The following is a 12,890-nucleotide window of genomic DNA, read 5'->3' as shown; positions in this document are numbered from 1 at the left end:
CCGGCGAACATTGGTCGCTAGGTCGCTTGCAGGGTCAGCGGCGGTCCCGGGTCGGGTGACAGCGGCACATTCTCTCGCTGCATCAGCCAGCCCGCGATGTTGTGGAACAGCGGGGCCGCTGAGTGTCCCGGCGAACCGTCGGGGTTACGGTCCGGGTTGTCCATCATGATGCCGATGACGTAGCGCGGATTGTCGACAGTGGCCATGCCGGCGAAGGTGATCCAGTAGACGTCGTCGAAGTAGCAGCCGCAGCCCGGGTTGATCTGCTGGGCGGTGCCCGTCTTGCCTGCCATCTGGTAGCCGGGCACCGCGGCCGCCGACCCGGTGCCCTGCTGGTAACCCATCGGATCGCGCTGTACCACCGCTCGGAGCATGTTCCGCACCGTCTGGGCCGTGTGCGGCGACACCACCCGGACGCCTTCGGGGCGCGGCTCCTCGGTGCGGGTGCCGTCGGGCGCGATCGTCGCCTTGACGATGCGCGGCGGGATCCGCAGCCCGTCGTTGGCGATCGCCTGATACATACCGGTCATCTGCAGCAGAGTCATCGAAAGGCCCTGACCGATGGGCAGGTTGGAAAAGGTGCTGCCCGACCACTGGTCAATCGGCGGTACCAGCCCGGCGCTCTCGCCGGGCAGTCCGACGTTCGTGCGCTGTCCCAGCCCGAACTTCTCGACCATGTCGTAGAAGCGCTCCGGGCCCACGCGCTGCGCCAGCATCAGGGTGCCGACGTTGGACGACTTCCCGAACACGCCGGTGGTGGTGTAGGGCATCACGCCGTGTTCCCAGGCGTCGTGCACGGTCACCCCGCCCATGGTGATCGAGCCGGGCACCTGCAGCACCTCGTCGGGATCGGAGAGCCCGTACTCGATGGCCGACGAGGCGGTGATGACCTTGTTCACCGAGCCCGGCTCGAAAGGCGAGGACACCGCCGGATTGCCCAGCTGCCGATCGCCCTGCCGCCCGATGTCCTGGGAGGGGTCGAAGGTGTTGTCATTGGCCATGGCCAGCACCTCGCCGGTTTTGGCGTCCAGGACGACGGCCGAGACATTGTGCGCCCCGGACACGTTCTTGGCCTGCTGGACCTGCTGCTGCACGTAGAACTGCATATCGTCGTCGAGGGTCAGCTGCACGGTGGAGCCGTTGACCGCGCGGTGCCGGTTGCGGTAGCTGCCGGGGATGACGACGCCGTCGGATCCACGGTCGTAGGTGACCGAACCGTCGGTTCCGGCGAGTTCGGCGTCCATGGACTCTTCCAGTCCCAGCAACCCATGGCCGTCCCAGCCGATCCCGCCGACGATGTTGGCCGCCAGCGATCCGCCCGGGTATTGGCGCAGGTCCTGTCGTTCGGAACCCACCTCGGGGTACTTGTCGGAGATCGCACCGGCAACGGCAGGGTCGACGGCGCGGGCCAGATAGACGAACGACTCGTCGCTTTGCAGTTTCTTCAGCACGGTCTGCTGGTCCGGCTTGTTGCTCAGACGCGCCGAGACCTCCTTGGCGATGTCACGCAACCGCTGCTGCGGGTCGGGAGCCGACGAGTTCTTGGCCTTGGCCTCTTCCAGCTGTTTGCGGATCCGCTTCGGCTGGAAGGTCAAGGCACGCGACTCGATGGTGAACGCGAGCTGATCGTTGTGGCGGTCGATGATGCTGCCGCGCGCCGCTTTCTCGACGTCGGTGACCCTGAGCTGTCCGGCCGCCTGAGCGCGCAACGCCGGGGCATCGGTCACCTGCAAGACGAACAACTGCGCCGCGACGATCAACGTCATCACCAGGATGACCGCGTTGCCGGCGCGGTGCCGGGCGACGAACGACGCGCCTCGCGTCCCTACCTCGACGAGCTGACGGGTACGCCGCGCCCGCGCCGAGTGGCCGGCCGGGAGCCCGCCCGGCCCGGAAACCGCTCCAGATTTGGCGCCGCCCTTGGACGTGCGGAATCGCGCCGGTTCTCGCGCGTCCCCGGCCTTGTCGGCTTTGCGCGCCGCGCCGGCTCGCTTGGGCCGCCGGGGCTCTTTGTCGGATCTGCGGGGACCACGGCCCGGTCGCGCCGACTGCGACCGGCTGGTCCGCCCGGGCTCGCCGCCGCTCATCCGGGCGCACCCGGAGTCGCGACGGGGGGCGCGAACCGTCCCGCGGTGGCGGGCTGCGGCGCCGGGGCGCCGGGGACGGCGGGAACCGCGGCCTGGGGGGCTTCGGGCGCCGTGCCCAATTGCAGCGGAACCGCAATCTCGGCGGGCCCCGAAGCAGGCAAGGGGGGCACACCGGGGGCCGGCAACCCTGGTGTCGGGCCCGCACCCGCCGGCTGCCCGGGCGCCGCGACCAACCCCGGGGGTTGCCCGGTCAACGGCACCCCCGGCATGCCGGGCGGCATCGGCGGCGCGGCGGGCAGGTGCTGGCCGCCGACGGTCGAGGAGCCGTCCGGGACGCGCAGCAGCATCTCGGGTCCAGGCCGGGCCGGCGACGCCGGGTCGCCGGGGACCGGCTCTATCCGGACCGGGACCTCCGGGGACTGCTCCGGCCGCGGGGCCGGAGGGCCCTCGTCGGGAAGCTTGGCGTTCAGCGGCGGCGGCGGAACGCCGTCGGCAGGTTTGGGTGTGCCCACGACCACCCAGTTACCGCCGGGGTCCTGGACCAGGTGGGCGGTGTCCCGGGTCGGGATCATGCCCTGCTTGCGGGCCGCCTCGGCCAGCGCCGGCGCGGACTCCGCCTCGCGCACATCGCGTTCCAGCGACTCCTTCTGCTGCTGCAACAAGCGGTTCTTCTCGCGCGCATGGCTCAGCTGATAGGACCGCTCGGCCGAGGCGGTCGACAACCACAACGTCAGGCTCAGCCCGAGGCCGAGCGCACCGATGACCAGAATGACGAACGGGACCCTGCCGAGCAGGGTCCGGGGCCGCAGGTCGACCGCTGCCAGTCGCGCCGCCAGCCGCTCCGTCAAGCGAGGCCGGACAGCTTTGGGCGCCTTGGCTTTCCGCGCCTTGGCCCGAGCCTTGGCCTGACTGGCGCTCTTGGCTCGCACCGGCCGATCCACCGGCCGCGGGACAGGGCTGGTCTGAGGTCCGGATTTTGGTGTACGGCCCTCGCGGGGGGGCGCCGGGGCCTTGCCCGGCCTGGTGCTGTGCACCGACTCGGCCGCGGCGCGTCTGCCGTTGCGGACGGAACCGCCGGAGCCGGTGCCCGCACTCCGGCGATCGATGCTGCCACGGCGTTTCGGCGTCTCGCGTCTGGTCTTCATGAGTCGCCCTTCCCGATTGTGTGCCGTGCCGCTTCCCCGTCCTGCACCCGCTGCAGGGCCCGTAATCGCACCGCGGCGCTGCGCGGATTACCTTCCATCTCGACGGCACCGGCGCGTTCGGCACCGCGTGTCAACGACCGGAATCGAGGCCCGTGGCCGGGCAGTTCCACCGGCAGGTCGATCGGGGTGCGGGTGGCGACGGCCGCCGCGAAGGCCCGCTTGACGATCCGGTCCTCCAGGGACTGATACGACAGCACCACGATGCGTCCGGCGCCGACGAGGGAGTCCAGTGCGATCGGGAGAGCGCGGCGCAACGAGTCCAGCTCGTCGTTGACCGCGATGCGCAGCGCCTGGAACGTCCGCTTGGCCGGATGGCCACCGGTGCGCCGCGCCGGGGCCGGGATCGCTTGATAGAGCAGCTCCACCAGCTCCGCGGTGGAGCTGAACGGAACGCGAGCGCGCCGGCGCACGATGTGGGCGGCGATGCGGCGCGCGAACCGCTCCTCGCCGTAGCGGTGCAGGATGTCAGCCAGCGCCGCCTGGTCGTAGCTGTTGACGATGTCGGCTGCGGTCAGCGGCGATGCTGGGTCCATCCGCATGTCCAGCGGCGCGTCCTGCGCGTAAGCGAACCCGCGCTCGGCGCGGTCGAGCTGCATCGACGACACACCGAGATCGAAGAGCACGCCGTTTACCGATTCCCTCTCCGGACAGCCGGATTCGGCCAGCGCGACGGCCAGGCCGTCGTAGCGGGTGTGGACGAGCGTGACCCGGTCGGCGAATCGGGCCAGCCGGGCGCGGGCGATGTCCAGGGCGCCGGGATCGCGGTCGAGACCGATCAGCCGCAGTCCCGGCAGGTCGGTCAGGAATCGCTCGGCGTGGCCGCCGGCGCCGAGCGTTGCGTCGACGAGCAGCGCTCCCGACCCGTCCGCGGCGCAGCGGGTCAATGCGGGGGTCAGCAGCTCGACGCAGCGGTGCAGCAGGACGGGAACGTGTCCGTATTCGTCCGAATCATCAGCCACCGCAACGCCTCCCCGGGTTGGACGACGGCCGTCGACCGCACGGACCGGATCCGAGAGCACCCCTGCACCGAGGTCCCTGTCCGAAGACACGAACCTGGCGTTGGGGAAGTACGCCAGGGTCGGTTCGGGCAGAGGCCACGATGCACGGGCACGCGCCTCAGGTCTCGTGGTGATCGCAAGCGCGGCGGAGCCGGGCGCAGCGGGTCGCCACGCATCAGATGATGTCGCCGAGTGCTTCATCGCTGGCCGCGGAGAAGTTCTCTTCGTGTGTCTGCTGGTAGTCCTGCCAGGCCTGCGCGTCCCAGATCTCGAGGTAGTCGACCGCCCCGATCACCACACATTCCTTGGACAGGTTGGCGTAACGGCGGTGATCGGCCGATAACGTGATGCGGCCCTGCGCATCCGGATGCTGTTCGTCGGTGCCGGCGGCGAGATTGCGCAGGAACGCCCGGGCTTCGGGGTTGCTGCGCGACGTTTTGCTGGCGCGGCGGGCGAGCTGTTCGAACTCCGCGCGTGGATAGACGGCCAGGCTGTGATCTTGGCTCTTGGTGACCATCAACCCCCCTGCCAGCGCGTCGCGAAATTTGGCGGGCAACGTCAGCCGCCCCTTGTCATCGAGCCGGGGCGTGTAGGTGCCCAGAAACACCTGCCCACCTCCCGCCCGGAGCGGTTCGACCTCACCCGAACACTGCCGTCACCATACCCCACAATCCCCCACTTTGCCCCATTCCTAGGGTGTGGTCGGCACGTTTTCCGGGATATTTGCCACCCGGGACCAACCGGACGGGTCGAGAAGACACGGCGTGATCCGGCAGCGACATCGGAAAACCGCATTTCAAGGGCACTATACGGCGAGTGGGGCAAAGTGGGGGGAAGCTGTTCAGTCGGCTCGGACTCGGTTCGGACGCGGTTCGGCCTCGAATCGGACATGGCCGCAAGGGATTCCGCAAGGAAAAAGGCGTAGCCGGATGACTACGCCTTCACGAAGTTGTACGAAATCGGCACCGCCTCGCCAGCGGCGATTCCACTACTCGTCGAAGCGACGACGGAACCGGTCCTCCATGCGACTGGTGAACGAGCCCCCGCCACCCCTGATACGGCGCGGCCGCGGTGACGCTGGTCCGGATCCGGGGTATTCCGGCAGGCCCCCCAACCGGGGCCCGGTGATGGCGAACACCACACCGGCGAACATCACGACGAAGCCGAAGACGCTGAGGATCGGGAAGTTTCCGATCATCGTGGACTTGAACGCAACACCGCAAACCAGCATCGCCAGGCCCAGGACGAACAGTGCCGCGCCCTTCACGCGCCGCCGGGCGGTGGGCGCGTGGAGCCCTCCGCCCCGAACGCTCGACGCGAACTTGGGGTCTTCGGCGTAGAGAGCGCTCTCGATCTGATCGAGCATCCGTTGCTCATGATCGGAGAGTGGCATTCGTCCCTCCTTGCCGACAGGTTGGCACGTGGATACCGATAACACGCGGATGCCCGTTTCCGGGGGCAACTAACTCAGATGATACGAGGTCGATCTGCGCGTTACCACTGGTTCGGCGGCGATTCTATCGCGGGTTGGCCAGCAGACCGGGCGAGGCGACATCACTGGTGGGCTACCACTGCCCTGCCGGGGAGGAGTTTCACCGCTTGCTAGCCGTGACCCCTCAGCGACCGACGGTGCAGGAGTCCGATAATGGCCGTGAGGCGGGCTCTGGAATTGGCTTGACACGCTGGAATGCGCCGCCACTGTTGGGCGACGGATCAGGAGGACACCGCGAGTTGCCGACCTTCCTCATCGATCTGCCGCCCACCGACATGGAGCGTCGTCTCGGCGACGCGCTGGGCGTGTATGTCGAGGCGATGCGATACCCGCGGGGCACCGAGCAGCAGCGTGCCGCGACGTGGCTCGAACACCTGCGGCGACGTGGCTGGCAAGGAGTCGCCGCGGTGGAGGCCGGCAAGACCACGTCGCGGGACGGCGTCGCCCCGGGCGCCCGGCTGAGCGATGCGCCGCTGGTCGGCGTGGCCTACGGCTACCCCGGGGCGCCCGGGCAGTGGTGGCAGCAACAGGTCGTGATGGGTCTGCAGCGCGGCGGCTCGCCCCCCGAGGTGATCGCAGGCCTGATGAGCAGCTACTTCGAGCTGACTGAACTGCACATCCATCCCCGCGCTCAGGGGCGAGGCCTCGGCGAAGCGTTGGTCCGGCGGCTGCTCGCCGGGCGAGGCGAGAGGAACGTGCTGCTGTCGACTCCGGAAACCGACGACGGGCCCAACCGCGCCTGGCGGTTGTACCGGCGACTGGGCTTCACGGACGTCATTCGCGGCTACCATTTCGCCGGCGACCCCCGCGCGTTCGCGATCCTGGGCAGGGCGCTGCCCCTTCAGTGATGGCCCCCTCGAACGAAACACCGCCACGCCCCCGCGGCGACCCTCACATCCGCCACGCCGCATCTGGCACGATGACCTGGTGCGCGCTGGATCTCCCCCGATTCCCGCCCGAGGATTCACCGCTCGGCGGCGCCGGGTGCTGGCCGCGGCGATGCTGCTCCTGCTGGTCCCGCTGGCCGCCGGATGTCTACGCGTCAGGGCGTCCATCACCATCTCGCCCGACGATCTGGTGTCCGGCGAGATCATCGCCGCTGCAAAACCCAAGACGCCCAAGGACACCGGCCCGCAACTGGAGAACAACCTGCCGTTCGCCCAGAAGGTGGCGGTGTCCAATTACGACAGCGACGGCTACGTGGGGTCGCAGGCGGTGTTCTCCGACCTGACGTTCGCCGAGGTGCCACAGCTGGCGGAGATGAACAGCAACGCCGCGGGCGTCAACCTGTCGTTGCGCCGCAACGGCAACCTGGTGATCCTGGAAGGCCGAGCCGACCTCACCTCTCTCACAGATCCCGATGCCGAAGTCGAGTTGACCGTCGCCTTCCCGGGGGTGGTCACCTCCACCAACGGCGACCGCGCCGAGCCCGACGTCGTCTCGTGGAAGCTCAAACCGGGCGTGGTGAGCACCATGACCGCCCAGGCGCGTTACACCGATCCCAACACGCGGTCGTTCACCGGGGCAGGCATCTGGCTGACCATCGCATCGTTCGCCGCGGCCTTCGCAGTGGCGGCGCTGGCCTGGTCAAGTCGCGACCGCTCACCGCGGTTCAGCGGCCCGCGCGACCAACCGCCGACCTAGAACGTTTCGCCCGGTGACCAGTAGGCGAGCATCTCGGCGAACGCCTGAAAGGCCGGGGCCGACACCCCGTACGTCGCCTCGAAATGGATGCTGAGCGGAAAACCGAGGTCGGCGACGCCGTCGATGACGCGCTTGTACAGGTCGACCATTCGCCGGCGCTTGCGCGCCGGGTCGCAGCCGGCAAGTTCCTTCACGAACTCCTGCTCGGCGGCCACCGCCGCGTTACCCGGGTCCTGGATGAGCCAGTTGATCAGCCCGACGCGACCCTCCACCTTCGGCACGAAGCCGAAAGACAGCAGGACCTCCGGCCGGTGGTCGGTTCTTCGGGCGAACTCCGTTAAAAACCCCACGATCGCGTCTGAGTACAACAGCTGGGTCATGCCGTAGGTCGCGCCCTGAGCGCACTTGAAGGTGAAACGGCCCTGTTCGCCCTCGCGGGTGGGGATCAGGATCACCCCGCGGTTGCTCACCAGCTCCCGGTAGATGGACAGTGCGTCCGTCGGCGCGACACCGGAACCGTCGCCGTCGCTCATCGTGCGCGGCACACCGACGAACACCACACCCTCCATGCCGGCGTCGCACAGATCGGTGAGCCGCCGCCGCAGCGCGGATTCGTCCATGAAGGCGGTCACCTGCGTGCACAGTCCGCGCAAGCCCGGCAACTCCGGCTTGATGATCGACCAGAAGTCCAGCACGTCGAGCTTCGGCTTCATCGGGACGGGACGGTCGTCGTCCTCGGCGATCATGCCGGGGATCATCACGTGCCGGATCCGGCCCTCCAGTCCGCTCTCGACCGAGCACTGCACAACTTTTCGCACATCGTCCAGCGCCCGTTCCCGACCGTCCTCCACGTTGGGCGGCACCAGTTCCAGGGCGATGGTGTTGAGGGTCACGCGGCTCCTCTGCATCAGTCAACGGCTGCTCCGGCGTCCCCGGACCGGACGGCGCGGGCCTAGGTCCGGACCCCAGCCAGCATAAGCGGGGAGGCACCGCCGACGTGCGCGGGCAATCTCGCCAGGGCACACGGGGCCAGCCTGAGCGACTCCGGGCGCCGCGGCGACATACACTGTCGGGCCTGGAACAAACACCGCGTCGGGCCGAGCAGAAAGGGGCGCCGCGCTGAGCGTCGAAGCAACGGCGACGGCCGAATTGGCCGGCGCCATCACCGACCGACTCCGGCGGTATCTGTGCGAGCGGCGCATCGAAACCGCATACATCGGCGACGACTACGGCGCATTCATCACCACGCTCGAGGATTTCGTTCTCGGGGGCGGGAAAAGGCTGCGGCCGGCCTTCGCTTACTGGGGTTGGCGCGCAGTGGCCAGCGAAGATCCCGATCCCGAAGTGCTGCTGCTGTTCTCCGCGCTGGAGTTGCTGCACGCCTGCGCGCTGCTGCACGACGACGTCATCGACGACTCCGCGACCCGCCGCGGCAGACCGGCTGCCCACGTGCACTTCGCCGAAATGCACCGCAACCGGAGCTGGCGTGGCTCCCCCGACCGATTCGGGCTGTCGGCGGCGATCCTGCTCGGCGACCTGGCGCTGGCCTGGGCCGACGACATCGTGTTCGATGCGGACCTGGCGCCCGACGCCCAGCGGCGGGTCCTGCGCGTATGGGCCGACATCCGGACCGAGGTGCTCGGCGGGCAATACCTCGACATCGTCGCCGAGGCCAGCGGCGCCGAATCCATCGCATCGGCGATGAACGTCGACACGTTCAAGACCGCCAGCTACACGGTGGCGCGGCCACTGCAACTCGGGGTGGCCGCGGCCGCCGACAGACCCGACGTCCAGGACACCTTCGAACAATTCGGGGTGGACCTCGGCATAGCGTTCCAGCTGCGCGACGACGTGCTGGGCGTGTTCGGGGACCCGTCGGTCACCGGCAAACCGTCCGGCGACGATCTGCGGGCAGGGAAGCGGACGGTGCTGCTGGCCGAGGCTGTCGAACTGGCGGACAAGTCCGATCCGGCGGCTGCCCGGCTGTTACGCAGTGCGATCGGCGCGCAGCTGACCGACGCTCAGGTCAGCGAACTGCGCGACGCCATCGAGGCGGTGGGAGCGCTGCAGGCGGCCGAGCGGCGCATCGCCACGCTGACACAACGGGCGCTGGCCACGCTGGCATCGGCACCCGTCAGCGCGGCGGCCAAAGCGGGGCTGTCCGCGCTGGCCAGGATGGCCACGAACCGGTCCGCTTGAGCCGATGGAAACCCCGTCGAGTCCGATGCAGACCCCGGCCGCCGGCTCTCCCACGGCGCAACACCTCTGCAACCAATGGTTCGCGCGGCTGCTGGCCTTCGTCGCGGGCCCGCAGTCGCGACCGGCAAAGCTTGGGTTCCTGGGCTCCGCGCTGATCACCATGGGCGGGCTGGGCGCGGGCAGCACCCGCCAACACGACCCACTGCTGGAGTCGATCCACATGTCGTGGCTGCGCTTCGGGCATGGGCTGGTGCTGTCGTCTGTGGTGCTGTGGGCCGGCGTGGGGCTCATGCTGATCGGGTGGCTGGCACTGGGCCGGCACGTGCTGGCCGGCGACGCGACCGAATACGTGATGAAGGCCAGCACCGGGTTCTGGCTGGCGCCGCTGCTGGTGTCCGTGCCCGTGTTCAGCCGGGACACCTATTCCTATCTGGCACAGGGGGCGCTGCTGCGCGACGGCCTGGACCCTTACGCGGTGGGCCCCGTGGCGAACCCGAACTCCTTGCTGGACGACGTCAGTCCCATCTGGACGATCACGACCGCGCCGTACGGTCCGGCGTTCATCCTGATCGCGAAATTCGTCACAGTCGTCGTCGGCAACAACGTGGTGGCCGGGACCATGGTGCTACGTCTGTGCATGTTGCCGGGGCTGGCGCTGCTCATCTGGGCCACACCCCGACTGACGCATCATCTGCGCACCGACGGCTCCATCGCGTTGTGGATCTGCGTCCTCAACCCGCTGGTGCTCATTCACCTGATGGGCGGGGTGCACAACGAGATGCTGATGGTCGGGCTCATGGCCGCCGGCATCGCCCTGACCTTCGGAGGCCGCCACCTGTCGGGCGTCGCGCTGATCACCGTGGCGAGCGCGGTCAAGGCCACCGCGGCGATCGCGTTGCCGTTTCTGGTCTGGGTGTGGATGCGGCACTTGCGGGACCGCCGTGGACTCCCCCCGGCGCAGGCGTTCCTGGCGGCCCTGGCCGCCTCGCTGCTCGTCTTCGCCGTGGTGTTCGGGATACTGTCGGCCGCGGCCGGTGTCGACCTGGGCTGGCTGACCGCGCTGGCCGGATCGGTGAAGATCATCAACTGGCTGACCGTGCCGACCGGGGCGGCCAACCTTATCCACGCCTGGGGCAGCAACTTCTTCGCCTTCGACTTCTATCCTCTGCTGCGCGTCACCCGACTGATCGGGATCGTGGTCATCGCGGCGTCGCTGCCGCTGTTGTGGTGGCGGTACCGCCGCGACGACCGCGGCGCGCTGACCGGAATCGCGTGGTCGATGCTGATCGTCGTGTTGTTCGTGCCGGCCGCGCTGCCCTGGTACTACTCCTGGCCACTGGCGGCCGCGGCGCCGCTGGCCCAGTCGCGGCGTGCGGTCGCCGTCATCGCGGCGTTCTCGGCGTGGGTGATGATCATCTTCAAACCCGACGGCTCGCACGGCATGTACTCGTGGCTGCACTTCTGGCTGGCCACCGCCTGCGCCGTGATCTCCTGGTACACGCTGAATCGGGCACCGGCGGTGCGGCCGGAGGAACCGGGTCGCGCAGCCGTCAGTACGCCATAGCCTGGGCCCGGCGCACGACCTCCCGCGCCTGATGCGCGTGCAGGGCGTCGACGGGACGGGCGTTGCTGATGGAATCCCGGCTGCCGTCACGGGTGATGGTCAGCGACGAGTCGGGGGTGAACAGCCACCGCAGGATCTCGGTCTGTCGGTAACCACCGTCCCGCAGGATGGTCAACAGCCCCGGCAAGCTCTTGACCACGTCCCCGGTGGCTGTGAAGAACACCTGGGGGATCACGACACCGCCATCGCGCCGCAGGGCGACCAGGTGGCCCTCCCGTAACTGCTGGTGCACCTTGCCGACCGGCACGCCCAACAACTCGGCGACCCGGGGCAGGTCGTACGTTGGCTCGTCGGGATCTATCACGTCATCGCCGGCCGGGATGCTGCCCACCGCGCCAGTGTATGCCCTGCTCGGCGCGTTGAGCATGAAGTCTTTCAACCGGGCGCCGCGACCGACCTACGATGGCCCCGTGGCAGGCGCAGGGACCGGGGAGCTGGACGGCACGCTGCTGGATGGCCGCTACCTCGTGGAGTCCAGAATCGCCAGCGGGGGTACCTCGACCGTGTACCGCGGCCTCGACGTCCGGCTCGATCGCCCCGTCGCGGTGAAGGTCATGGACGCCCGCTACGCCGGCGACGAGCAGTTCCTGACCCGCTTCCGGCTCGAGGCCCGCGCGGTCGCGCGGTTGAAGAACCCGGGACTGGTCGCGGTCTACGACCAGGGGATGGACGCCCGGCACCCGTTCCTGGTGATGGAACTCGTCGAAGGCGGCACGCTGCGCGAGTTGCTGGCCGAGCGCGGCCCGATGCCGCCCCACGCCGTCGCAGCGGTACTTCGCCCGGTGCTGGGCGGGCTGGCCGCCGCGCACGGCGCCGGCCTGGTGCACCGCGACGTCAAGCCCGAAAACGTGCTGATCTCCGACGAAGGCGAGGTGAAGATCGCCGATTTCGGGTTGGTTCGGGCCGTCGCGGCGGCCGGGATCACCTCCACCAGCGTCATTCTGGGAACAGCGGCCTACCTGTCCCCCGAGCAGGTCCGCGACGGCCCACCCAATCGGGCCGGCCCCCGCAGCGACGTCTACTCGACCGGAATCCTCACCTACGAGCTGCTGACCGGGCGCACGCCGTTCACCGGCGACTCGGCGCTGTCGATCGCCTATCAGCGCCTGGACGGCGACGTGCCCCGGGCCGGCGCGGCGATCGACGGCGTGCCTCCGCAATTCGACGAGTTCGTGCAGCGCGCGACCGCCCGCAACCCCGCCGACCGATACGCCGACGCGATCGAGATGGCCGCCGATCTGGAGGCGATCGCCGACGAACTCGACTTGCCGGCCTTCCGGGTGCCCGCCCCGACCAGCTCCGCCCAGCACCGAGCGGCCGCACCGCAGCACGGCCGGATGGCGGAGCGCGGGGCCCTCGGGCAGCAACAACCCGGCGCCGCACCGGTTCGCCAGCCCACCCGCCGGCTCACCCGCGGGTCCGGGGACCGGCCCGCGGAGCAACCCCCGGCCGAGCCGGACGACTACGAATACGAACCCGTGTCAGGGGAATTCGCCGGGATAGCACTGAGCGAGTTTGTGTGGGCCCGCCAGCGCGGCCGGCGCAGTGTGTTGATCTGGGTGGCGGTCGTGCTCGCCCTCACCGGGCTCGCGGCAACGGTGGGGTGGACGATCGGCAGCAACCTGAGCGGCCTGCTGTGAG

General features: G+C 69.3%; 12 protein-coding genes. 5 read left to right on the top strand and 7 right to left on the bottom strand.

The features are described 5' to 3' along the window. Positions 1 to 17: 17 nt before the first annotated feature. The 5 genes from ACOJVU_RS00975 to ACOJVU_RS00955 all read right to left on the bottom strand — a co-directional run bounded on the left by ACOJVU_RS00975 (position 18) and on the right by ACOJVU_RS00955 (position 5,683). Positions 18 to 2,087, bottom strand: coding sequence for a peptidoglycan D,D-transpeptidase FtsI family protein (locus tag ACOJVU_RS00975; RefSeq protein WP_421528051.1), 2,070 nt, complete (start codon positions 2,085 to 2,087; stop codon positions 18 to 20). Next, positions 2,084 to 3,232: a hypothetical protein gene (locus ACOJVU_RS00970; protein WP_421528050.1), complete on the bottom strand. Its 1,149-nt coding sequence runs from the start codon at positions 3,230 to 3,232 to the stop codon at positions 2,084 to 2,086. The genes ACOJVU_RS00975 and ACOJVU_RS00970 overlap by 4 nt, the downstream gene beginning before the upstream one ends. Further along, a complete protein-coding gene (gene rsmH / locus ACOJVU_RS00965; protein ID WP_421528049.1) occupies positions 3,229 to 4,251 on the bottom strand; it encodes a 16S rRNA (cytosine(1402)-N(4))-methyltransferase RsmH in 1,023 nt (340 codons plus the stop codon). The genes ACOJVU_RS00970 and rsmH overlap by 4 nt, the downstream gene beginning before the upstream one ends. Positions 4,252 to 4,465: 214 nt before the next feature. After that, positions 4,466 to 4,897 (bottom strand): division/cell wall cluster transcriptional repressor MraZ, encoded by a 432-nt coding sequence (gene mraZ, locus ACOJVU_RS00960; RefSeq protein WP_421528048.1) that lies wholly within the window; start codon positions 4,895 to 4,897, stop codon positions 4,466 to 4,468. A gap of 381 nt (positions 4,898 to 5,278) precedes the next feature. After that, positions 5,279 to 5,683, bottom strand: coding sequence for a DUF3040 domain-containing protein (locus ACOJVU_RS00955; RefSeq protein WP_421528047.1), 405 nt, complete (start codon positions 5,681 to 5,683; stop codon positions 5,279 to 5,281). 338 nt (positions 5,684 to 6,021) lie between these two features. Between ACOJVU_RS00955 and ACOJVU_RS00950 the strand changes: the two genes are divergently transcribed. Together ACOJVU_RS00950 and ACOJVU_RS00945 are read left to right on the top strand one after the other, a co-directional pair. Next, positions 6,022 to 6,630, top strand: a complete 609-nt coding sequence (locus ACOJVU_RS00950; RefSeq protein WP_421528046.1) for a GNAT family N-acetyltransferase — start codon at positions 6,022 to 6,024, stop codon at positions 6,628 to 6,630. 151 nt (positions 6,631 to 6,781) lie between these two features. After that, on the top strand, positions 6,782 to 7,426 hold the full coding sequence (locus ACOJVU_RS00945) for an LppM family (lipo)protein (RefSeq protein WP_421528072.1): 645 nt from the start codon (positions 6,782 to 6,784) through the stop codon (positions 7,424 to 7,426). Here ACOJVU_RS00945 and ACOJVU_RS00940 read toward each other — a convergent pair. Continuing rightward, a complete protein-coding gene (locus ACOJVU_RS00940; RefSeq protein WP_421528045.1) occupies positions 7,423 to 8,319 on the bottom strand; it encodes a mycobacterial-type methylenetetrahydrofolate reductase in 897 nt (298 codons plus the stop codon). The genes ACOJVU_RS00945 and ACOJVU_RS00940 overlap by 4 nt on opposite strands. 256 nt (positions 8,320 to 8,575) lie before the next feature. Between ACOJVU_RS00940 and idsA2 the strand changes: the two genes are divergently transcribed. Further along, positions 8,576 to 9,625 (top strand): bifunctional (2E,6E)-farnesyl/geranyl diphosphate synthase, encoded by a 1,050-nt coding sequence (gene idsA2 / locus ACOJVU_RS00935; RefSeq protein WP_421528044.1) that lies wholly within the window; start codon positions 8,576 to 8,578, stop codon positions 9,623 to 9,625. Positions 9,626 to 9,629: 4 nt separating this feature from the next. Continuing rightward, positions 9,630 to 11,189, top strand: coding sequence for an alpha-(1->6)-mannopyranosyltransferase A (locus ACOJVU_RS00930; protein ID WP_421528043.1), 1,560 nt, complete (start codon positions 9,630 to 9,632; stop codon positions 11,187 to 11,189). On the opposite strand, the gene ACOJVU_RS00925 is transcribed toward ACOJVU_RS00930, so the two are convergent. Next, entirely contained in the window at positions 11,176 to 11,580 is a 405-nt protein-coding gene (locus ACOJVU_RS00925; RefSeq protein ID WP_421528042.1) for an Rv2175c family DNA-binding protein, read from the bottom strand. The two genes, ACOJVU_RS00930 and ACOJVU_RS00925, sit on opposite strands and share 14 nt — an antisense overlap. Before the next feature lie 79 nt (positions 11,581 to 11,659). On the opposite strand from ACOJVU_RS00925, the gene ACOJVU_RS00920 reads away from it, so the two are divergent. Then, the gene (locus tag ACOJVU_RS00920; RefSeq protein WP_421528041.1) at positions 11,660 to 12,889 is read left to right on the top strand and encodes a protein kinase domain-containing protein; all 1,230 of its coding nucleotides are present in this window, start codon (positions 11,660 to 11,662) and stop codon (positions 12,887 to 12,889) included. The last annotated feature ends 1 nt before the right edge of the window (position 12,890 follow it).

It is taken from the genome of Mycobacterium sp. THU-M104 (genome assembly GCF_049197365.1).
Lineage (GTDB): Bacteria > Actinomycetota > Actinomycetes > Mycobacteriales > Mycobacteriaceae > Mycobacterium.
Note: the sequence above shows the minus strand (reverse complement) of the source record. Positions and strands in the feature narration are given on the sequence as shown.